We start from the raw sequence: 21,184 nt of genomic DNA on the forward strand, positions 1-21,184 counted from the left end.
CGGCTGAGACCATCAGCTACTGATCCACGCGCGTCGGTTGGCCGCGGTGTCAAGGCTGGCCCAGCGGCACCCGCTTGTAACTGTCGCCTCCGGAATCCTCCTCACGCCAGCTCATTGCCAGGAAGGGCGGGGCTGTGGCCCAGCCGACGTCTTTCTTGATCGTGCGCAATGCAATGAATTCACCATCGGGCAGCGTTTCCGCCTCGAAGCTCCAGTCACTTTTGTCTTCCACCGTCACACTGCCGATGAGGGCGAGCTTCACGTCGAACACCGCGCGGCCGGTCCTGTTGGTGACATGCGCGGTCATCGGATCGATCCAGTCCAACTCCAGGTTGTGTCCCATGCCACAAGTCTATGACTATTCGAGTCCCGTGTCGCCATCTTGGCCTGGACACCGATGCCGATTCCGCCGACGAGTGCCCCGGGTGAAGGCCATCATGTCAAGCACGGCCCAATATTCCCGTTTTGCCTTGTATTGTCGTGGAATAGCCGTAGCCTGAAGAGCAGATGGCGACACCAGAGCGCAGTGGTTCCTGATGTTCGATTTGATGTGCGAGTATCTTTCATATTGCAACCTTCCATTCCGGTGAATCCGACCGCACGCTAGCCTGCTGGCAGAAAGTAGGGACGATGACCACCGTCAACGACTACATCCAAGACCTGCTCACGGAGACCCATGATCTGGAATCCTTTCTCAACGCTTTGACCCACATCACCGCCGAGTCCATGTCCGTGGAGGGCGGGGAAGTGCTGTGTGGAATCACCTTGCGGCGCCACAAGCGAGCCGGGACGGTGGCCAGCAACAACGCTCTGGCCCAACGTCTCGACGAGGTGCAATACGACTTCGGTGACGGGCCCTGCCTCTCGGCGTGCACCGACCAACGCATCTTCAACATCCCCGACATCGAGCAGGAGTCGCGCTGGCCGGAGTATTTCCGCGAAATCATGAGCTCAGGGGTCCGCTCCATGCTGGCGGTGCCCCTGAGGCTGGATACCGGGGACACCGCGGCGATCAACCTCTACTCGATGCGGGTCCACGGGTTCAACGAAGAAGCTGTGCAACGGGTCCAACGCTATGCCGATGAAGCATCGACCCTGCTGAATTTGGCGGTGCGCATGGCCCAGCACCGCGACAACGAAGAGAACCTCCGGTTGGCGCTGGCTTCGAGGACCACGATCGACCTGGCCGTGGGAATCATCATGGGCCAAAACAAGTGCAGCCAGGAGCGGGCCATGGAGATCCTCAAGTCGGCTTCCAGTACCCGCAACATCAAGTTGCGCACGGTGGCCGCTACGGTTATCGCCTCGACCACCAACCAACCCGTGGAGACTCACTTCGAGCCTTAGGAGCGCACTGCGGAAACTGGGTCTCGGTGCCGGGGTTCAGGTTGGGGATTCGGTGTCGTGTGCCGCATGCGTGTTGGCCGGGAGTTCCGGCACGGGAATGAGCACCAGGTCCTGCAATTTCCAATCCAGTGCCACAGCTTCTACAGTCGCTTCGCGGAGTGTGTCGACGCAGACCTCGCCGTCCACCGGCACCACAAAGACCTCCACGTGGAAAACATGCCCCTCGTCGCGCATCCGGATGCCGACCTCGCCGACCCAGTCCTTGTCGATGAAATGCTCCTGCAGTGTCTTGATGAGCGGATGCGGCTTTTGTTGGTCGTAGGTCGTGGCAGATTCGTCCATCAGGTCAACCACTGCGTGTTTGGTGTTTCGGACGCCATCGTGCAGGATTCCTGCGGAAATGAATAGCGCCGCGGCGCCGTCGGCCCACCACCAGCCAATGCCGATGCCCAGCACCCCGACGATCGATCCAACGTTGGTGCTCCAGTCCGCCTTGCTCATATCCGCATCTGCGAACAGCAACTTATTGTGTAGGTCCTTGGCGACCTTGATTTTGGCTCGGCCCAGGAAGATCGGCGGGATGGCAATCACCGCCATGACAGCGACCATGAGCCAACCCATCCACACGGTGTTCCCCCACAACTGCAGGGTGCCGATCGAGGGATGTTCCTGTTTCACCAGCCCCGAGGCGGCCTCGTAGGCAAGGATCGAACCGACGACCAACAGTGCCACCGAGCCCACCAGATGGCCGACGGTCATGGACCGGTGATATCCGTACGGATGGCGCAGGGTGGAGGCCTTGCGGATGAACAGAGCTGCGACAAGGAAGGAAATCTGCGGCAGGGTGGAGAGCATGTCTTCGACCCAGGCGGTCTTCATGGCCTGTGAATTTCCCAGGACGAAGGCCACCAATGTGATGGTGCATGCGGTGTATCCCAGGCTGAGCCATTCGAGGCGCTTGGCGCGGGCCAGATGGCGCTGTTGCTCCGCGGGAAGGTGCGTTTGTTCGTTCTCTGCCATGGGGGGCTTCCTTAAGGGCCGGCGTTGCGTGGGGGATTTCGCGTTGGTGTGAAGATCATTGCCCGCGATCGTCCAGGTAGCGCTCCAGGCGCGAGAGCAGGGCGTTCTCGCCCATCCGTACCGCCAGCACCCGCCCGACCTTCTTGCCGTCGGGACCGGCGCTCTGCGCGTAGGGCCGGGTGATCGCGGACTTGTCCACCCACGGGGTGTCTTCCGTCAAGCCTCCGGCCACCACGTCCAATTCCCCGTTTTCCAAGGCACCAATCAATTCCTCCTCGCCGCCAGGGACCCAGAGCACCGAGGAATCGAGGGATGCGGCAAATCCGGCCAGCAATTCCGCCTCCACCCCGGTGGGCGGCTGATCCCCATGGAACTCCACCAAGTGCGAGTGGGGCGAAACCCCGATGCGGATTTCCCCGCCCTGGATCCGTTCCAGGCTGCCCTGCGGGTCCGCAGGGATTCCAAGGGAGCATCCGGCCAGCAGCCAACAGGCCACCAAGGCCATGGCCGCGGCCCGGATCGATGAGTGAATATCATTCATGACGTCAGCATAGGCAGATGAACTCCGCTTCGTCAGCTTTTCCTTTAACTGACCAAGAAAAATGTTCGTTCCAATCACCGGCTTTGCCTCGCGGAATCGTTGTAAGGCATCGGTGCCCGTGATAGGCAGGAAGCGGCACGCAGGGCCGAAGGGCGGCCGCGTGCTAAGCGCCACGCTGCACCCCGGCGCACCGGAAGCACCACGGCAGACAAGGAGCAGGACATGACCGATCGACTGGTGGTGGATGCGATGGTGGACAGGCTCAAGGCCTGGGGCACCACGCGGATCTTTGGCTACAGCGGGGACGGGATCAACACCTTTTTGGGGGCGTTGCGCCGCCATGGCAACGACCCCGAATTCATCCAGGCGCGGCACGAGGAAAACGCCGCCTTCATGGCCGTGGCCCACTCCAAGTACGGCGTGGGCCAGTACGGGGCCGACGCCGCGGCGGGCACGGGGATCGGGGTGGTGATCTCCACCCAGGGACCCGGTGCCGTGCACCTGCTCAACGGCCTCTACGACGCGAAGCTTGACGGGGTCCCGGTGGTGGCGATCGTGGGCCAGCAGGACCTTTCGGCCCTGGGTTCGGGCTACCAGCAGGAAATCGACCTGCAGGCGCTCTTCAAGGACGTGGCCGCCTACTGCGAACAGATCTCGGTCCCCGAACAGGTCCCCGGCATCCTGGACCGGGCATTCCGCACGGCCTTGGCCACTTCCTCGCCGTGCGTGGTGATCATTCCGCACGACGTGCAGCAGCAACCCGAGGCGCCGCCGGCGGGCGAGCACGCCCAGATCGCCACGGCACCGGTGTGGGAGGCGCCGCGGGTGTTGCCGACGGATTCGGCGTTGGACGCGGCGGCGGAACTGCTGGGCTCGGCCCAGCGGATCGTGATGCTGGTGGGGCAGGGGGCGCGGAATGCGCGCAGCGAGGTCTCCGGAATGGCCGAGCGGCTCGGGGCGGCGGTGGTGACAAGCCTGCTGGGCAAGCCGTACGTGGATGAATCCGAGCCGAATAGCGCAGGGGTCATGGGGCACCTGGGAACCTCGGCCAGCGCCGCGCTGCTGGGCCGCTGCGATGCGCTGCTGATCGTGGGCTCCAATGACCCGTGGACCGAGTTCTACCCGGCCCCGGGCGCGGCCCGGGCCGTGCAGATCGACATCTCCGCCCAGCGCCCGGGCAACCGCTACCCCGTAGAGGTGGCGCTGGTGGGCGACGCCGCCGCGACCCTGCAGAAGCTGGCGGGCCGGCTGGCCCCGGACGAGGAAAGAAATGATGCCTGGCGCACCGAGGTCCGCGAGCGTGTGGCGGCCGGCCGGACGCTGGCGGCCCAACGCGCCGCGACCGGCGCGCATCCGGTGAACCCCGAGCGCGTGGTGGCCGAGCTCTCCGCACTGCTGCCCGACGATGCGCAGGTGGCATTGGATGTGGGCAGCTGCGTCTACTGGTATGCCAGGCAGCTGGTGCTGCCCGAATCGGTTCCGGCGCACCTGTGCAGCACCCTGGCCTCCATGGGATGCGGGGTGCCCTATGGGTTGGCGGCCAAGCTCATGCACCCGGGCCGTCCGGTGGTGGTGCTGGCCGGGGACGGGGGCATGCAGATGAGCGGGGTGGCCGAGCTCATTACCGTGGCCGCGCGTTGGAGGCACTGGGCGGACCCGCGCTTTGTGGTGTGCGTGCTGAACAACGGCGATTTGGCCGAGGTGACCTGGGAGCAGCGCGAGACCGAGGGCGATCCGCGCTACTCGGCCACGCAGCACCTGCCGTCCTTCGACTTTGCCGGCTATGCCGAGCTCTTGGGCCTGCAGGGAATTAAGGTGACCGACCCGGGGGAATTGGCCGATGCCTGGAGCCGGGCGCTGAACGCGGAGCGCCCGGTGGTGATCGATGTGCACACCGACGCCTCGGTGCCCTTGTTGCCGCCCTTCCCGCAGGGGGCTGCGAAATTGCCTGCCATGCGCGCCGCACTTGAACAGGAAGGAGAGGCAGGGGCCCGGGCGCTGCGCCTGCTCAACGAGTACGCCTCCCAGGAGGAGAAGCTTTTCGGGCAGTGAAGCTTGCACCCCCGGTGCCCACCGGGGTGATGGCCCCGGTGGCCGATTCCCTGGTCGATGCCTGGGAGACATCCGGCGGCCCCGCCGGCAGCCAGGGCCCGGCCGGGGCCATGACCCGTGAACGCAAACAGGAACAGCTCGAGCTGGTCTCCGCCCCGTTCGCCGAGGCGCAAGAGCTGCTCGGGGCCCTGGTCCGCGGATGGCTCGACGCCGACCGGCTGGCCGGGACCTTCGGGGCCCGGACGGTGGCCCTGGGGACCTATCCCTTGCGCTCTTCCTCGTCCCTGGTGCACTCGGAGCGTTATCTGGCCATGTCCCGGCGCTACGGCATCACGCTCAAGGAACAATTGACCTGCGGGTTTCACATCCACGTCTCGGTGGAATCGGAGGAAGAAGCGGTGGCGGTGATCGACCGCATCCGTATTTGGCTGCCGCTGCTGCTGGCGCTGGGCGCCAACTCGCCCTACTGGCAGGGTGCAGACAGCGGATACTCGAGCTACAGGTACCAGGTCTGGCGGCGCTGGCCTACGGCCGGGCCCACCGACATCTTCAGCTCGGCCGCCGCCTATCGCGCGCACGTGGAAACATTGCTGCACTGCGAGGTGCTGCTGGATCCGGCCATGGTGTACTTCGACGCACGGGTTTCGGCCGCGCACCCGACGGTGGAAATCCGGGTGGCGGACGTCTGTCTGGATGCCGAGGACGCGGCGGCCATTGCCGCCCTGGTGCGTGCCTTGGTGGAAACCGCGGCCCGTCAGTGGGCCGCGGGCCATCCGGCACCGTCCTGCCCCACCGAAGTGCTGCGCCTGGCCTCGTGGAAGGCCAGCAGCGCCGGGGTCCACGGCCCGCTGTTGCACCCGCTGGAGAACCGGCCGTGCGGCTATGCCGAGGCGGTGGCCGCGCTGTTGGTCCATGCCCGGGCGGCGCTTGAGGACTACGGGGACCTGGACTTGGTGCGCGAAGCGCTCAAGCGCATCGGCATGGCGGGCACCGGCGCCGATGCCCAGCGCAGGAGCCTGCGGCGTAGCGGCAACCTCCGCGAGGTGCTTTTCGACGCGGTGCAGCGCACGCACCTTTACTCCTTGTCGGAATTCGCCGCCGAGGCGCAACCGGCCGCGGGGGAGCCGGATACGCCGCTAAACGGGGCGGGGCAAGGCCCCTGAGAACGGGGGCGCGACCCGGTCCCCGGATCCACGACCACCTCCATGCGCACGCCCCAGGCGCAACACGGCGCCCGGGGCAGTGCAGGGATGCAAAATCGTTCCCCCGGCAGCAAACCGGACCTATGCTGGTTCCAGCGGTCCAGTAACAGGCCGTTGGCACACCCATCCCTTGGATTTTCTGATGCCCTTAATGATCTGCGTTCCCACCGACATTCCGCGGCCGCCCGGACCGCACCGCAGCCCGGACAGCTTGCAGCATGCCGGGGTACGCCCGAGGCCGGGAGCCGAGCCATGGTAGAGGCCTGGACCTCCGGGGTGGGCGCGCAATTGGCCGGTCCGGGGGCCGTGACCATCCTGCACGGCACCACCTATGTGCTGGCGGCCGCCAACGGGGACATGGACGCAGCACGTCCGCACGGGTTCTTCTTCCGCGACACCCGCTTCATTTCCGGCTGGCGGCTGCGGCTCAACGGCAAGGAACTGGAGTCGTTGTACGGGAGTGCAACCGAGCCCTACCGTGCAATGTTCGTGGGACGTCCCGCCGTCGACGGGGCCGGGCCGGAGTCCCACGTGCTGATCGAACGCCACCGCAGCCTGGACGGCGGATTCACCGAAAGGATCGTGGTGCACAACCATTCGAGCAGCGAGTTCAGCGCGGCACTGGAACTGGATGTCGAAGCCGACTTCGCCGACCTCTTTGACGTCAAGGGCGGGGCGCGGCGCCCACGCGCCGCCGCGGCGCGGCATGCGGGCCCGGACGGGTTTTCCTACAGCTGTGAGCAGGCGGGGCACACCCTGGAAGTCATCATCACTGCCTATTTCCGTGATGTCATCGGCCCGGAACTGGGCGGGGGGATCGAGTACGTCGGCGAGGTGGGACAACAGGAGAAGTACCGGCTGCTGGGCGGGGCCGTGGCCCTGCTCAACCCGATCCAATGGTCGGAGCCTTTTGGCATGGTGATGATCGAGGCCATGGCCACCGGCACCCCGGTGGTGAGCACCTCGCGCGGTTCGGCCCCGGAAATCGTTCAGGATGGGGTCACCGGTTTCATCCGGGACACCGGCGCGTCACTGGCCCTCGCGCTGGGGCAATGCGGCACCCTGGAGCGCGCCGCCGCGCGCAGGTCGACCGAGACGAAGTTCAGTGCTGCGCGCATGGTCGGCGAGCATGTGGAAATTTACCAACGCAGCCTCAGCGATAGGTGTGTCTCCGACAGCGTTCCCGCCTAGCCGGGAACCTCGCGCGCCGCCGGCGGCTATCGGCCCATGCGCAAATCGCGGAGCACCGCGGCTGCCGCATGCCAGCCGGCCATGCCGTGGACCCCGCCGCCGGGCGGGGTGGAGGAGGAACACACATAGAGTCCGGGGGCACCGGCATGGTAGGGCCGCAGGGTGGGTGCCGGGCGCAGCACCTGTTGCAGCCCGCGCAGCGATCCGCCGCCGATGTCCCCGCCGACAAGGTTGGGGTTCCAGTCCTCCAGCGCCCTCGGTGGGGTCTGGATGCGCCCGATGATCCGGTCCCTGAAGCCGGGGGCAAAGCGTTCGATCTGCTGATCCACCAGCTCCCCGGCCGGCCCGTCGTAGCCATTGGGCACATGCGCGTAGCTCCAGATGACCTGTTGTCCTTCCGGGGCCCGGCTCGGATCGGCCGCGGATGGCTGGGCGAGCATGACAAAGGGTGAATTGGAAAGCCGTCCGGCGCCCAGCAGCCGTTCCGCCGCGGCAAGTTCGGCCAGGGTGCCGCCCAGGTGCACGGTCCCGGCGTGCGCGGTGCGTTCGTCCCGCCAGGGGATGGGCCCATCAAGCAGGTAGTCGACCTTGAAGGCGCCTGGCCCGTATCTGAAGCGGCGCAGATGCCCGGCGTAGCGGGCGGAGATGTGGGTGCCGGTCAGCGCCAGGATCTGACGCGGGGTCAGATCCAGCAGCACCGCATCGGCTGCCGGTAGCTGGCGAAGATCGGTCACATGGCTATTGGTGTGGACCTCGACCCCGGCCGCGCTCAGGTGGCGCAGCAGCGCATCGATGATGGAATTGGTGCCGCCCTGGGCCACCGGCCAGCCGATCGATTGGCCCAGGGAACCGAAGAGCACCCCGAAACCCGCGGTGAACAGATGCCCCAGGGGAAGCATCGAATGGGCGGCCGAACCGGCAAAAAGTGCGCGGGCGGCCTCGGTGCGAAACAGCAGGCGGGCCGCAGGCGCCGCGGGCCACAGGGCTCGGGCCCCGAATCGGGCCATGAGAAGCGGATGCGGCGGCAGACGCAACAGCGGCCCCGTCACGTTATCGAGAGTGTCCAGTGCCCGGGAGACCAAGGGCCGGTGCAGGCGGCGCCATACGGCTGCATCGACGCCCAGGGCCGTGGCAGTGGTTTCCAGGTCTCGGTGCAGTAGGGCGCTGGGGGCGTTGTCCAGCGGGTGGGCCATGGGATAGCGGTGGTGCAGCCATTGCAGGCCGTGTTCTTCAAGCCCGAGGTCAAGGAAGGCGGGGCTGCCCATGCCAAAGGGATGCGCGGCAGCGCCCAGGTCCACCGTGGTTCCGGGCCCGAGGGTATCGGCGGAGCGTGCGGCTCCTCCCGGGCGGGCGGCCAGTTCATGCACCACGACGTGGAGCCCGGCTTTGGCCAGGCGTGCTGCGGCGGCTAGGCCGTTGGGCCCGGCGCCGACAACGATGGCGGTGCGTGTCATGCGTGCTCCTTGGTCTTGTGTGTTGCCCAGGCACCTGTCGGCCGGAGGCGCTTAATCGGCAAGAAAGCGTTCCTCCCAGCTTGCCTCGATGACGCCGCGAACCTGGGTGATCTGTTCTTCTGCGCGTCGGTGCAGGTCCTTGAGCAATGCGGCATCCAGGCGCGGGTCCCGTAACTGCAGCAACAGCAGGGTGTCCCACATGGAGAGCTTGGCCCGCAACATCCCGGTGAGGGTGTCCAGTTCCACCTGGGCCATGGCTATCTTGCGCCGGCGCAACAGGTTCACCGGGTTGATCCTGCCCGCCAGGCGAACGCCAAGTGTCAAGGCGTTCCTGAGCGGGGCATGGTCGTAGCCCAAGTCCCGGATGATCCGGTGCAGGTCGTCTTGGTCGGCCTTGACTTGCCGGGCCAGGGATTTGAAGGTTCCCTCGTGTGCGGTGCCCCGCCAGGTATCGGCAGCGGCCTTGAAGGCATTGACGCCGCCTTCGGAGCCCAGGAGATGTTCGTTGAGGTAGTTGGAATAGATGCTGTGGTTGATGCCGCGGTGCTCTTCCATGGGTTCTCCTCGGATCGGGCATGGACCAAAGCCGTCCGGTGGCGCGGACCGCAGTCGGTGCGGTGCGGGAAACCGGAGGGCCGGATCGGGTGCTGGATGTTGGACCCCAGCATATGTCCCGTGGGTCGGCGCGGGAAGGAAAATGCGCTCGGAGGCCCGAGCGGCTGCACGGTTCGCCACGAAGTGGAATGCCTGGGCAATGAAGAAGGGAGTAGGACCGTCCACCGGCAGCGGGGTCCCGGCACCATCAGACCTACCGGGGCCGCACGTACAAACACAGGAGGTACTCGTGCAGTAGATGCGCTGCTGCCTCGAAGCACGGTTGCCCGTGGATGAGCATGCTCCGTGTAGGTGTTAAAGCTCCGGCTGGCTTATTGCTATGCGCTAGATGGCTGGCTGTCTGTCTGAAAGCCGTCAATGATTCAGGGGGAGAAGCTGGGTGAGGAATACGTTGGCGGCTCCCTGTTCCTGCTCATGTTGCCGGGCCGATTCTTTGGATGAGACAGGGCCAGATGGCCCCGGTAGACTCGGTGATCATGGACGCCATGCCCCAAACGCCCACCCAAACCATCCACGCGGTCTTCCTCGATGTTGACGGCACCTACGCGGACTACGGGCTCGTCCCTGAATCCCACGCGCGTGCGGTACGCGCGGCCCGCAATGCCGGACACAAGGTCCTGTTGTGTACCGGACGACCGATCTCGATGCTTCCTCCACACATCCTCGAGGCGGGATTCGACGGCCTGGTCGCAAGCGCCGGAGCCTATGTCGAAGTCGCCGGAGAAATCCTGATGGACCGCAGGCTCCCGGCCGATCTCGCGGCCAAAACCTTGGCAACGCTTGATGCCCACGACGCCATCTACGTCCTGGAGTCCCCGGAATCCCTCAATGTTCGTGTTAATGCCACCGAACGCCTGCGGCAGATCATCGAAGGACACTTCAACCAGCGCGAGGATGGGCAGGGGACAGGGTCCTCAGCCATTCTCGATGCACTGGAACCCATTCCTGCCGACCTGGCCTTTGCCAAGGTTTCGGTGTTCGAGGCACCGATCTCGGTGACGGAACTCGCCGCCGAAATCGGAGAGGGCATTGCTGTCGTTGAGAATTCAATTGCCGACGAGAGTCGGCATACGGGGGAGTTGTACCAGCGCGGTATCAGTAAGGCGGACGGTGTCGAAGTGGCCATTACAAGGCTTGGTATCAGCAGGGCGGACACCATTGCTTTCGGTGACGGGGAGAACGACCTGGAGATGGTTGCCTATGCGGGGATGGGGATAGCCATTGAAGGCTCACATCCCGGACTCATGGTCCTGGCCGACCGCACAGCACCGCCGCCGAGCCGCGACGGGATCGCTGTTGCATTTGCCGAGCTCGGCCTGATTTGAGAATCGCCGCTTGCCTCGGGAAATTCCCAGGGCAAGCGCACCGGTTGTCGCAATCATGCAGGCTTGGAGTACACCGGATCTGGTCAACATCGCATGTCCCTCGTTCGATCACGATGGACTAGGAAGGCAAGCCGTCTCGGTCTGGTGCCGGCCCACCGGGTGACCCCCTGAACCACGCCGCGGCAACCTGAGGAAAAGTCGGCCCGCCTTGCTGTTCGCCTCCGGTGGATACGGGCGAAAAGTAACGGGTAGCAACAGTCTCGGTCGGTTTCGACGGCGGGAGGGCACGATGGACAGGCAAAAGCCGAGCAGCGGGGCAGTGGGCCCGATCATGGTGGGGGCGATGCCCAAGCTGCCGCGACGCGTGCTTCTTGAAGCCAAGACACTGGCCGAGGCACTGGGTGCCACTGTTGGTCTCGGCCTATGTGGAGACCAACAGCTACCTGGTCGAATGGGAACGCAATGAAGATGTCCGGGACAGCTAGTTGCATCCTAAGGACATTGACGAGGGCATGACGGCGAAGGCACGTGACATCTTGCGAATTCTGGACGGCGTCATGGCCGGGACCACGAACGCTTGGTCCTTGCGGGTGCCTGCAACGGATCCAGGCACGGCGTTGGCCCGTCTGGGCAGCGAAGTCCACGCGCGGATGATCGTGGTTGGAACCCGCCAACAGGGCGTGGGGGACAAAAATCTCACAGCTGCTCAACGGATCGACTGCCCATCAAGGCTTGCCGATGGTTGTCGTTCCCGTGCATCGGGACAGGCCCGGAACGCTCGCATTTGGCGGCAAACCGATAAACGGTATTTACCGTGGAAATCGTGTGGCCCCGACACATGTCTGGATCCACTAAGGAAACCGACCCCCACGTGAGGTTTTCGGTACTGTTAAGGCTTATTCCCTCACTCGCCCTGCCAGGAGCCGCACCTTGCAACGTAATCACCTTGGAGTAGTGCTCGCCCTTGCCGTGGCACTGGTTGGCGGACCAACCACCATTGCCACCGCGCAACCGGTACTTCCCGTGACGTCGGTGAAGGTTCACACCGCCAAGGCGAAACCGGTCAAGTTGACCACGGAAAACCTTAACCTGCGCAAGAGTGCCAATGCGAAGTCGGCCTCGTTGCTGGTGATTCCAAAAAACACCAAGCTGACGATTCTCAAGATCAGCGGGGTTTGGCATCAGGTGTCCTACAAGTCCAAGACCGGCTGGGTCTCGGGCAATCACCTCAAAGCGGTGCCCGCTGCCAAGCCGAAGGTGTATAACTTTGCCAAGGCCTTCACTGCGGTGAAGGCGAAGGCTGCTGCAAGTTCGGCGAACGTGGTCTCGATTCACCGTCAGACCAAGGTTGAGGTGCTGGGCAAGACTGGGTCCTGGACTAAGGTCCTTGTCTCGGGGAAGACCGGTTTTGTCCCAAGTTCCACGCTGGCCAAGGCCAACCCTGCAGCGGTTTATCGGTGGGTGGCCGGTAGCCAGTCGGTGTATCAAAGCAATAAGACCTCGAGCAAGAAGCTCGGCACCCTGGCGAACAACACCAAGATCACCTGGCTGCGTACCTCTGGGTCGTGGCAGCAGGTGCGCACCGGTGCCGGTATTGGCTGGATTCCTTCGAGCAAGCTCTCAACCAAGGTGATCACGCCTCCGGCGAAGCCGAAGGTGTATAACTATGTCAAGGCCTTCACCGCGGTGAAGGTGAAGGCTGCTGCGAGTTCGGCGAACGTGGTCTCGATTCACCGCCAGACCAAGGTCGAGGTGCTGGGCACCAGTGGGTTCTGGACTAAGGTCCTTGTCTCGGGGAAGACCGGTTTTGTCCCAAGTTCCACGCTGGCCAAGGCCAACCCTGCAGCGGTTTATCGGTGGGTGGCCGGTAGCCAGTCGGTGTATCAAAGCAATAAGACCTCGAGCAAGAAGCTCGGCACCCTGGCGAACAACACCAAGATCACCTGGCTGCGTACCTCTGGGTCGTGGCAGCAGGTGCGCACCGGTGCCGGTATTGGCTGGATTCCTTCGAGCAAGCTCTCAACCAAGGTGATCGCTCCTCCGGCCAAGCCCAAGCCCCCGGTGACGTTCAGTGCCCCGCGATGGACCATGGAAAACGTCAACCTCCGCACGGGCCCCGGAACCAGCAACAGCACCCTGGGCCTCGTGCCCAAGGGGGAGAAGGTGCTGCTCGCCACGTCCCCCAACGGGTGGGCGCACGTGAAGACCAGCAAAGGCACCGGCTGGATCAGCGCGTTCTACCTCTCTACGGCGGCACCGAGTCAGAACCCGCCGACACCCGATGCAGTCATGTTCGATTCTCCGCGCTGGACCACAGCAAACCTGAACCTTCGCAAGGGCGCTGGGACCAACCATGAGTCGCTGGGTACGGTCCCGGTGGGCAAGCGGGTCCTGGTTGGCCGCTCCAGCGGTGGCTGGGCCAACGTAAAGACCAGCAAGGGCACCGGCTGGGTCAGCGAAGCCTATTTGGCCACCACGGCACCGACACCGCAATCGTCAAGCCAATACCGCTGGTCCACGGGGAACGTGAACCTGCGCACCGGATACTCGACCTCGCACATGGTCATTGGCGTGGTTCAGGCCGGGGACCGGGTCACCTACCTGGAATCGAAGGATGGCTGGGCACGGGTTGTGACAAGCCTTGGCACCGGTTGGATGAGCGAGGCGCACCTTTCCAAAACGCAGATCGCCAAGCTGCAGCCGGATACCATTGCTGTCAACGACGCGGTGAAGGCCCGCTACGGGGCCTACGTTTCCTCCTACGGAGGAATCAGGGCAGGTTCGGTCGGGCACAGCAGCGGGCGAGCCACCGACCTGATGATCAAGGACTACAAATCGGCCCAGGGCGTCAAGAACGGGGACGAGATTGCCAGGTTCCTGATTGCCAACCGAAAGTCCTTGGGTATCAGCTATCTCATCTGGCAGGACAAGATCTGGTTGGGTGTCGTGACGGGCTGGGAGGAGTACTCGAAATCCGGCAAGTACGGCCAGCAGTTTTCGAACAACTGGAACGACACGACTCGTCACATGGACCACGTCCATGTCGAGACCATCGGCAACTCCGGCACCGGGTCCCCCTTGGTTCGTTAAGTCGTTGGCGGCCCGGGGGCCAGAGGCCACGATTTTTTCATCCCGCCCGGATATTGAGTTCGCGGAGGATGGCGGACTGGATCAGGCGCTTGCGGATCTTGAGATTGATGGGGCGCCCCGCCATGTGCATGCCGTAGGAGATCTTCTCGACCTTGCGTTCGGCTCGGCCGATGATGGCGTCGATCTCGTTGGTGGGCAGGGACTCGATATAGTCCCAAATCAGTTGTTCGTGGGCAGAGCTGTCGCGTGAACCGGTGAATTCGTTTCCAGACACGGCACGCCTCCTTCCTTCAAGTGTGGCATTGCACGGTGAAACGCGCCATCGCTCGCAGTTGACCATGGCGAAGGCGGGTGTGGGGGAAGCTGCCATGCCGCCTTGTAGAATCATTGGTGGTGTCTAGCGGACTTGGCTCGCATGCATTTCACCGGACGGACTCCATGAAGGCCCGCGCCCGATATTCATCACCCATTCCATTGATAGGACCACATACCCATGAGCTTGATCCGCCTCAACGATGTCAGCGTTCGATTCGAGAACCACCAGATCCTGCGTGAGGCGTTCTTCAAGCTCGAGTCGGGGGACCGGGTAGGGCTCATTGGCCGCAACGGCTCGGGCAAATCGACCCTGCTGAAACTGGTCCTGGACCAGGTCTCGCCTGACACCGGCACGGTGTCAGTGGAACTGGGAACCAAGATTGGCTACTTCTCCCAGTTCTCCGAACTGAACGGCGCCTCCACCATCTCCGAGGTACTCAATGAGCTCTTTGCCGAGGTCAAGGGAATCGAAACGGAACTATCTGAGATCGATGGGGCCATTGCAGCAGATCCCAAGCCGGATGAAATGGAACGTTTGATCCACCGCCAGTCCGAGCTCTTTGAATCAATGGATCGTCTCGATGGCTGGGACTACCCGCGTTCCATCGATACGGTGCTGACCCAACTGGGCTTTGATGAAGCCCACCGCGCCTGCTCCATTGATTCCCTCTCCGGTGGCTGGCGCAACCGTGCGGCCCTGGCCAAGATCCTGCTTGAGGACCCAGACGTGCTCCTGTTGGACGAGCCGACCAACTTCCTTGACGTTGCAGGTGTCGAGTGGCTGGAGAACTGGTTCAAATCGTTCCAAGGTGCGGCAATCATCGTCTCGCACGACCGCAAGTTCCTGGATTCCGTGGTGACGCGGATCGTGGAGGTCGAAAACTTCCACCTCCACGAATACCCGGGAAACTTTGCCCAATATGTGGTGGCCAAGCAGTTCAAGCTCAAGACCCTCGAATCCCAGTTCGTCCATGAGTCCGAACTCCTGGCCTTCGAAGCCGAGGGGATCTCCGACCGGCGCGAGGCGGCCAAGGCCGCCAGCAAGGGACTGGATAACAAGCTTTCCAAGATCAAGAAATCGCGTGCTCCGCGTCCCGTGGACAAGATCATCACCGAGGTCTATGGCGGGCTGCACATCAAGGACACCCTGTGCCGTGTAGAGGGCCTGTCCAAGTCCTACGGGGAGAAAACGCTCTTTGCCGACCTGAGTTTCGAGGTGCGCCGCGGCAACCGCCTAGTGATCCTTGGTGCCAACGGCAGCGGCAAATCAACGCTACTACGGGTGCTCACCCAAGAGGAGAATCAGGATTCGGGATACGTCACCTGGACCAAAGGTGCAGCTGTTGTTTCCTACAACCAGATCCTTGAAGAACTCGACAACGAGGACACGGTGACCCACGCTGTCAACTCGATGCCCGATTCCCTGGCCCTGACGGCCACCAAGAAATCGGTCAACCGGTTCCTGACCATGTTCCAGTTCTCCGAGGCGGACTTGAAGAACCGGATCGGGAACCTCTCAGGTGGGCAGCGCGCCCGCGTGGCCATGGCCATGTGCCTGCTCTCGGGTGCCTCGGTCCTGGTCCTCGATGAGCCGACGAACCACCTGGACATGTCCAGCACCCAGGTCATGGAACGCGCGCTACTGCACTTCCCGGGCGCCGTGGTAGTGGTGAGCCACGATCGGTTCTTCACCGAGAAGATCGCCACCCGCCTCTGGTGTTCGGCGCCGAGCACTCAAAGCCGGGGGAAGTCGCGGTCCGCGGGGCCTAAGGGTATTTAGTTTGGGCACAGGTCCGTGGCTGTGCACGGTCCTGGACTTCGGCGTCTCGTCAACGAGTATTTCGAAGGCCGTCAAGGTTCCGTGTCCCTTGGCCCTTGCCTTGAGCCCGGAAAGAATGGTGGGCATGGCGTTGACGGAGGCCCCGTGGATGGCATGCATTAGGACGAATGAACCAGGCTGGGGCTCGTGCAGGACGTCGGCTATGACCGTCGTGGAATCACGCAGTTTCCAGTCCAAGGTGTCCATGTCCGACAACCACCGCGGTAGGGGCGGAGAAGCGCCGTACCGGACTCTATTGACGGTGCCGGAGAGTGGGCGCATCAGTCGGGGTGCTTCTTCGGTGATCCCAATGACCTCGACGTTATACGCCGGGTCCGTTTTGGACCTGCTGACAGATGAGCGAGTCATCGACGTGGTGCATCCAGGCGTGGATGCCGATTTTGTGCTCGTTGGCCAGGTCTCGACGGGCGGTGTGCGGGGTGGAACAGTGGCCGGTCCACAACGACGGCCATGAAATTTCGTGAAATCAAAACCTTGTGAATATGCCCACAATCGGAGGCACTATTCCCGTAACATCGGGCCGTGGAGCCGGGCATATGACGTGGTGGGCGATATTCTGGGCCTTCTGGTTCGGTCGATCCTGAGCCATGCATCCAGCCCACTGAAATAGCAAAGGTGCCACCCTGTGTCAGTAAACAAGCCAGTCGTCCTTTTGGCCGAAGAACTCTCGCCCGCAACCATTGCGGCCTTGGGTCCCGATTTCGAGATCCGCCACACTGACGGTGCGGACCGCTCCCAGCTTTTGGCTGCCATCGCTGATGTGGATGCCATCCTCGTGCGTTCGGCCACCCATGTTGATGCCGAGGCCATCGCTGCAGCCAAGAACCTGAAAATCATTGCGCGTGCGGGTGTCGGGCTGGACAACGTGGACATCAAGTCGGCCACCCAGGCCGGTGTCATGGTTGTGAACGCACCGACCTCGAACATCATTTCGGCCGCCGAACTGACCGTGGGGCACATCGTCTCCTTGGCCCGCCGCATCCCTGCCGCCAACGCCTCGCTGAAGGCCGGCGCGTGGAAGCGTAGTTCCTACACCGGTGTGGAACTCTTCGAAAAGAAGGCCGGCATCATTGGCTTGGGCCGCATCGGCGCGCTCGTTGCAGCACGCCTGCAAGGCTTTGGCATGGAAATCCTTGCCTACGACCCCTACATCACCCCAGCACGCGCCCAGCAGCTCGGTGTGACCTTGGTGGAACTTGATGAACTGTTGGCTCAGTCCGACTTCGTCACCATCCACATGCCCAAGACCCCGGAAACCATTGGCATGCTCGGCAAGGACGCCTTTGCCAAGATGAAGAGCAGCGCCTACGTCATCAACGTGGCCCGTGGCGGTCTAGTGGATCAGGACGATCTGTACACGGCGCTGAAGAACGGCGAGATCGCCGGAGCCGGTATCGACGTCTTCGTCCAGGAGCCCAGCACGGATCTCCCCTTCTTTGAATTTGAGAACGTGACTGTCACCCCGCACTTGGGTGCCTCGACCGAGGAGGCCCAGGAGAAGGCTGGCGTCTCGGTTGCCAAATCGGTTCGCTTGGCACTGGCCGGGGAACTGGTACCGGATGCGGTGAACGTTGCAGGCGGCGTGATCGATGAGAACGTGCGCCCGGGCATCCCGTTGATCGAGAAGCTGGGCCGCATCTTCACCGCCCTGACCGTTGGTTCCTTGACCAATATCGACGTGGTGGTCTCAGGCGAGATCGCGTCCCTGGACGTCAAGGCCCTGGAGCTTTCGGCACTCAAGGGTGTGTTCATGGACGTTGTGTCCGACCAGGTCTCCTACGTCAACGCCCCGGTGTTGGCCGAACAGCGTGGCGTGGCCACCCGACTGGTGACATCCCCGGATTCCCCCGAGTACCGCAACTTGCTCACTGTCAAAGGCGCTTCAACCGAGGGCACCCAGCTTTCGGTATCCGGCACGCTGACCGGCCCGAAGCAGATCGAAAAGATCGTGGGCATCAACGGCTATGAAATTGAACTCCCGATCGTGGACCACATGATCGTGCTTCGCTACGCCGACCGTCCGGGTGTCATTGGCACCTTGGGCAACGTGCTGGGCGAGCAGGGCGTGAACATTGCCGGCATGCAGGTGGCCCGCAAGGAAGAGCGTGGAGAAGCAGTCGCTGTCCTGGCCATCGACGCTGCGCTTCCGGCCGGCGTCCTGGATATCGTTCGTGCCGCCATTGGCGCCACGGTGGCCCGCGAGATCAACCTCGAGGACTAATCCTCAGACGTTTCCGTAGTTAGCGTGCCTCGCACGCCGCCAGCAACTTTCCTTAGCTCGATTCAGGAAGACAGCTGGTTGGCATGCGAGGCACGTTTTCATTCCAAGGGCGCCTCTTGGGGACGACTGGTGGCTGGGCAAAGCTCGCGGTGCACATGCTTGGAAGTCCTCTGACGTTGAGTCTCGCGATGAGCCAGCAATCCTTCGGGGCAACATCAGGGATGCCCGGTATTACTGTGAAGTAGCTAGCAAACGCTCAGGTAGGCCGCACATTTCCCAATCGATCACTTCGCACGACTTAGGATTGGAAGATGATGTCTCAAAGTGCAATTTTCGTGGATGCCAGTTTTTTGCTTGCTATTGGGGGACACCGTGCTTCCGGAACTACCTTACGTGCTTCGTTTACGGTTAACTATGAATCCTTGATCGAGGGAATCCTTAGGACAGCAAAGGATTTCAGCGGGTTGGAAAACTTGCGGATCTATTGGTATGACGCGGCGAAGGACGCGATATTTACCGACCAGCACAAGCGTATTGGACTGCTACCGGGTGTGAAAGTTCGATTAGGTAGGATCTCCTTCAACGGTGAGCAAAAGGGAGTCGACCTCAAGCTGGGCCTTGACCTTGTGGGTATTGCCCGTAATCGGGCCGCTTCGGTCGCATTCCTGGTTTCCGGCGACGACGATCTGGCCGAGGCCGTGGAAGAAGCCCAAGACTTGGGGATGAAGGTCGTTCTTATCGGTGTTGAGAAAGCAGATCATCGTCTGGGCGTGGCTTCGGTTGCAGAACACCTGGCCCTGCGCGTGGACAGCATCATTACCTTGCCTGAGGAACTGATCAAGTCAGTATTTGTAAAAGCCGTGTCATGGGACGCGGAGCATGTCAGCCAGACGGCGAATATCGCTAATGCACCGGTATCCGTCAAGGAAAGTGAACGCGGCGTTGTGGAAGCACATCTGGTTCCGAAGCCCGGTGCACCTAAACCGCCGACTCCTGCCTTGCTGAACCAGCGTCCGAAGTTTCAAGCGCAGGCGCCGGTAATTGCTCCTGCACCGGCGGACTACCAACTGGTCTACAGTTCGACTCAGCAAACCTCTGGATTTGCCGGGGGAGCCGGTGATGACATGAATGCCATGGATGTGGCCGTTCAAGTCGGTAGCAGCGTAGCCAAGAATTGGCACGCCAGCACAACGCAGACCGAACTGCAGGACCTGATTGCAGATCGACCCCTCTTGCCGGCCGAGATCGACCGGGTACTGCTTAAGGACTGCGCCCAGCGCTTGGGCGAATGGAAGACAGACCTGCAGGATGTTCGCAGAGCCTTACGTGTGGCGTTCTGGGAGCAGCTCGATCAGCTCACATAATGGTCGCGGATGGCCGTTTCGGTGCCAAACTACGGTAGATTTCTAGGGTGACTTCTGAGCAGACTCCGTTCTTCATTACCACCGCCATCTCCTACCCGAACGGCGTGCCCCATATTGGGCATGCCTACGAGGTTATTGCCACCGATGCCATGGCTCGTTTCAAGCGTCTTGATGGCTACGACGTGTTCTTCATGACGGGCACCGATGAGCACGGCCAGAAGATGCTGCAGACAGCTGAACGTGAGGGGATCACCCCTCGCGAGTTGGCACAGCGCAACTCGGACGCCTTCCAAGCGATGAATGATGAACTCGGCATCAGTTACGACCGGTTCATTCGCACGACGGACTCGGATCACTATGCTGCAGCCCAGGCCATTTGGAAGCGTATGGAGTCCAACGGAGATATCTACCTGGATAAGTACGCGGGATGGTACTCGGTGCGGGACGAGGCCTTCCACGCCGAGGAAGATACCGAGGTCCGCGAGGACGGTGTCCGCTATTCTAAGGAAACCGATACCGAAGTCACCTGGACCGAAGAAGAATCCTACTTCTTCCGCCTCTCTGCCTATCAGGACAAGCTACTCGAGCTCTATAAGTCACAGCCAGACTTTGGTGCTCCTCATACCCGCTTCAACGAAGTCATACGATTTGTTGAGCGTGGGCTGGAAGACTTGTCTATTTCACGCACCACCTTTGACTGGGGTGTCCCGGTTCCGGGCAACAAGGATCACGTCATGTACGTGTGGGTTGACGCCTTGACCAACTATCTGACCGGTACCGGATTCCCGGATATTGAATCGGAATCCTTCAAAAAGTATTGGCCGGCAGATGTGCACGTGATCGGCAAGGACATCTCACGTTTCCACGCGATCTATTGGCCAGCTTTCCTCATGTCGGCGAAGCTGCCGTTGCCGAAACGTGTGATGATACATGGCTTCCTTAACAACAATGGCGTGAAGATGTCCAAGTCCTTGGGCAACGTGGTGGCACCTGCCGACTTCATTTCGCAGTATGGGCTAGATCAGGTCCGCTACTTCTTCCTGCGCGAAGTACCTTTTGGTGCGGATGGCAGCTACAGCCATGACTCCATTGTTGGACGTATGAACTCGGACCTCGCCAACAACCTCGGAAACCTCGCGCAGCGTTCGTTGTCTATGGTGGCGAAAAACTGTGGGGGAGCGGTTCCCACACCCGGTGAGTTCACGGATGCGGACCAGCAGATCTTGGCTGAAGCCGGAAATCTCCTGGAAATCTGCCGAGACTCGTTCTCACGCCAGGAATTCAGCAAGGCGCTCGAAGCCATCTGGACCGTGCTGGGGGACACCAACGCCTACTTTGCCGACCAGGCTCCGTGGGTACTCCGTAAGACGGATGTGGCGCGTATGGAGACCGTTCTCTACGTAACTCTCGAGGTACTTCGCCGAGTTGGCATCTTGGTGCAACCGGTAATGCCAACCGCAGCAGCATCGCTCTTAGGGGTACTTGGTCAGGCCGAGGGCTCGGCACGTGAATTTGTCGAATTCGAGACCGCACTCGTGGCCGGTGCTGAATTGCCCGCACCTGCGCCGATCTTCCCGAAGTTCGAGGATTCGACTGTCTAAGCAGTA

General features: G+C 62.4%; 17 protein-coding genes. 11 read left to right on the forward strand and 6 right to left on the reverse strand.

Annotation, left to right across the window (positions count from 1 at the left end):
* Positions 1-49 precede the first annotated feature (49 nt).
* A complete protein-coding gene (locus tag ADIAG_RS05000) occupies positions 50-343 on the reverse strand; it encodes a hypothetical protein (RefSeq protein WP_007270227.1) in 294 nt (97 codons plus the stop codon).
* 287 nt (positions 344-630) lie between these two features.
* On the opposite strand from ADIAG_RS05000, the gene ADIAG_RS05005 reads away from it, so the two are divergent.
* Entirely contained in the window at positions 631-1,347 is a 717-nt protein-coding gene (locus ADIAG_RS05005; protein ID WP_007270228.1) for a GAF and ANTAR domain-containing protein, read from the forward strand.
* 36 nt (positions 1,348-1,383) lie between these two features.
* On the opposite strand, the gene ADIAG_RS05010 is transcribed toward ADIAG_RS05005, so the two are convergent.
* Positions 1,384-2,367, reverse strand: coding sequence for a cation diffusion facilitator family transporter (locus ADIAG_RS05010; protein ID WP_007270229.1), 984 nt, complete (start codon positions 2,365-2,367; stop codon positions 1,384-1,386).
* 55 nt (positions 2,368-2,422) lie between these two features.
* Positions 2,423-2,908, reverse strand: coding sequence for a transporter substrate-binding domain-containing protein (locus ADIAG_RS05015; RefSeq protein WP_051059819.1), 486 nt, complete (start codon positions 2,906-2,908; stop codon positions 2,423-2,425).
* A 222-nt stretch (positions 2,909-3,130) separates the two neighbouring features.
* Between ADIAG_RS05015 and ADIAG_RS05020 the strand changes: the two genes are divergently transcribed.
* The 3 genes from ADIAG_RS05020 to ADIAG_RS22030 all read left to right on the forward strand — a co-directional run bounded on the left by ADIAG_RS05020 (position 3,131) and on the right by ADIAG_RS22030 (position 7,353).
* Positions 3,131-4,960: a thiamine pyrophosphate-requiring protein gene (locus ADIAG_RS05020; protein ID WP_007270231.1), complete on the forward strand. Its 1,830-nt coding sequence runs from the start codon at positions 3,131-3,133 to the stop codon at positions 4,958-4,960.
* Positions 4,957-6,123: a glutamate--cysteine ligase gene (locus ADIAG_RS05025; RefSeq protein WP_007270232.1), complete on the forward strand. Its 1,167-nt coding sequence runs from the start codon at positions 4,957-4,959 to the stop codon at positions 6,121-6,123. The genes ADIAG_RS05020 and ADIAG_RS05025 overlap by 4 nt, the downstream gene beginning before the upstream one ends.
* Positions 6,124-6,414: 291 nt before the next feature.
* The gene (locus ADIAG_RS22030) at positions 6,415-7,353 is read left to right on the forward strand and encodes a glycogen debranching N-terminal domain-containing protein (protein WP_007270233.1); all 939 of its coding nucleotides are present in this window, start codon (positions 6,415-6,417) and stop codon (positions 7,351-7,353) included.
* A gap of 26 nt (positions 7,354-7,379) precedes the next feature.
* Here the strand turns inward: ADIAG_RS22030 and ADIAG_RS05035 are convergent, their stop codons facing one another.
* Both ADIAG_RS05035 and ADIAG_RS05040 read right to left on the reverse strand, forming a co-directional pair.
* A complete protein-coding gene (locus tag ADIAG_RS05035) occupies positions 7,380-8,807 on the reverse strand; it encodes a phytoene desaturase family protein (protein WP_007270234.1) in 1,428 nt (475 codons plus the stop codon).
* 51 nt (positions 8,808-8,858) lie between these two features.
* A complete protein-coding gene (locus tag ADIAG_RS05040; RefSeq protein WP_007270235.1) occupies positions 8,859-9,362 on the reverse strand; it encodes a hypothetical protein in 504 nt (167 codons plus the stop codon).
* A 512-nt stretch (positions 9,363-9,874) separates the two neighbouring features.
* On the opposite strand from ADIAG_RS05040, the gene ADIAG_RS05045 reads away from it, so the two are divergent.
* The 3 genes from ADIAG_RS05045 (at position 9,875) to ADIAG_RS05050 (ending at position 13,837) form a co-directional block, all read left to right on the forward strand.
* Positions 9,875-10,747, forward strand: a complete 873-nt coding sequence (locus ADIAG_RS05045; protein WP_007270236.1) for an HAD-IIB family hydrolase — start codon at positions 9,875-9,877, stop codon at positions 10,745-10,747.
* 289 nt (positions 10,748-11,036) lie between these two features.
* Complete coding sequence (locus ADIAG_RS21590; RefSeq protein WP_007270237.1) at positions 11,037-11,213, forward strand: hypothetical protein; 177 nt, start codon at positions 11,037-11,039, stop codon at positions 11,211-11,213.
* A 464-nt stretch (positions 11,214-11,677) separates the two neighbouring features.
* Positions 11,678-13,837, forward strand: coding sequence for an SH3 domain-containing protein (locus ADIAG_RS05050; protein WP_007270238.1), 2,160 nt, complete (start codon positions 11,678-11,680; stop codon positions 13,835-13,837).
* Between the two features lie 37 nt (positions 13,838-13,874).
* Here ADIAG_RS05050 and ADIAG_RS05055 read toward each other — a convergent pair whose 3' ends face one another.
* Positions 13,875-14,111: a hypothetical protein gene (locus ADIAG_RS05055; RefSeq protein WP_007270239.1), complete on the reverse strand. Its 237-nt coding sequence runs from the start codon at positions 14,109-14,111 to the stop codon at positions 13,875-13,877.
* 219 nt (positions 14,112-14,330) lie between these two features.
* Between ADIAG_RS05055 and ADIAG_RS05060 the strand changes: the two genes are divergently transcribed.
* The 4 genes from ADIAG_RS05060 to metG all read left to right on the forward strand — a co-directional run bounded on the left by ADIAG_RS05060 (position 14,331) and on the right by metG (position 21,178).
* Positions 14,331-15,932, forward strand: coding sequence for an ABC-F family ATP-binding cassette domain-containing protein (locus ADIAG_RS05060; protein WP_007270240.1), 1,602 nt, complete (start codon positions 14,331-14,333; stop codon positions 15,930-15,932).
* Between the two features lie 685 nt (positions 15,933-16,617).
* Entirely contained in the window at positions 16,618-18,213 is a 1,596-nt protein-coding gene (gene serA, locus ADIAG_RS05065) for a phosphoglycerate dehydrogenase (protein WP_007270242.1), read from the forward strand.
* A gap of 311 nt (positions 18,214-18,524) precedes the next feature.
* Positions 18,525-19,577, forward strand: a complete 1,053-nt coding sequence (locus ADIAG_RS05070) for an NYN domain-containing protein (protein ID WP_007270243.1) — start codon at positions 18,525-18,527, stop codon at positions 19,575-19,577.
* A 47-nt stretch (positions 19,578-19,624) separates the two neighbouring features.
* Positions 19,625-21,178 carry a methionine--tRNA ligase gene (gene metG, locus ADIAG_RS05075; protein ID WP_007270244.1) on the forward strand — a complete coding sequence of 518 codons (1,554 nt, stop codon included), beginning with the start codon at positions 19,625-19,627 and terminating at the stop codon, positions 21,176-21,178.
* The last annotated feature ends 6 nt before the right edge of the window (positions 21,179-21,184 follow it).

This window comes from Paeniglutamicibacter gangotriensis Lz1y, assembly GCF_000348945.1.
Lineage (GTDB): Bacteria > Actinomycetota > Actinomycetes > Actinomycetales > Micrococcaceae > Paeniglutamicibacter > Paeniglutamicibacter gangotriensis.

Excerpts from the sequence above, each read along its gene's own strand:
- ADIAG_RS05000 (WP_007270227.1), bottom strand. The coding sequence starts at position 343 with ATGGGACACAACCTGGAGTTGGACTGGATCGATCCGATGACCGCGCAT.
- ADIAG_RS05005 (WP_007270228.1), top strand. The coding sequence starts at position 631 with ATGACCACCGTCAACGACTACATCCAAGACCTGCTCACGGAGACCCAT.
- ADIAG_RS05010 (WP_007270229.1), bottom strand. The coding sequence starts at position 2,367 with ATGGCAGAGAACGAACAAACGCACCTTCCCGCGGAGCAACAGCGCCAT.
- ADIAG_RS05015 (WP_051059819.1), bottom strand. The coding sequence starts at position 2,908 with ATGAATGATATTCACTCATCGATCCGGGCCGCGGCCATGGCCTTGGTG.
- ADIAG_RS05020 (WP_007270231.1), top strand. The coding sequence starts at position 3,131 with ATGACCGATCGACTGGTGGTGGATGCGATGGTGGACAGGCTCAAGGCC.
- ADIAG_RS22030 (WP_007270233.1), top strand. The coding sequence starts at position 6,415 with ATGGTAGAGGCCTGGACCTCCGGGGTGGGCGCGCAATTGGCCGGTCCG.
- ADIAG_RS05035 (WP_007270234.1), bottom strand. The coding sequence starts at position 8,807 with ATGACACGCACCGCCATCGTTGTCGGCGCCGGGCCCAACGGCCTAGCC.
- ADIAG_RS05040 (WP_007270235.1), bottom strand. The coding sequence starts at position 9,362 with ATGGAAGAGCACCGCGGCATCAACCACAGCATCTATTCCAACTACCTC.
- ADIAG_RS05045 (WP_007270236.1), top strand. The coding sequence starts at position 9,875 with ATGGCCCCGGTAGACTCGGTGATCATGGACGCCATGCCCCAAACGCCC.
- ADIAG_RS21590 (WP_007270237.1), top strand. The coding sequence starts at position 11,037 with ATGGACAGGCAAAAGCCGAGCAGCGGGGCAGTGGGCCCGATCATGGTG.
- ADIAG_RS05060 (WP_007270240.1), top strand. The coding sequence starts at position 14,331 with ATGAGCTTGATCCGCCTCAACGATGTCAGCGTTCGATTCGAGAACCAC.
- ADIAG_RS05070 (WP_007270243.1), top strand. The coding sequence starts at position 18,525 with ATGATGTCTCAAAGTGCAATTTTCGTGGATGCCAGTTTTTTGCTTGCT.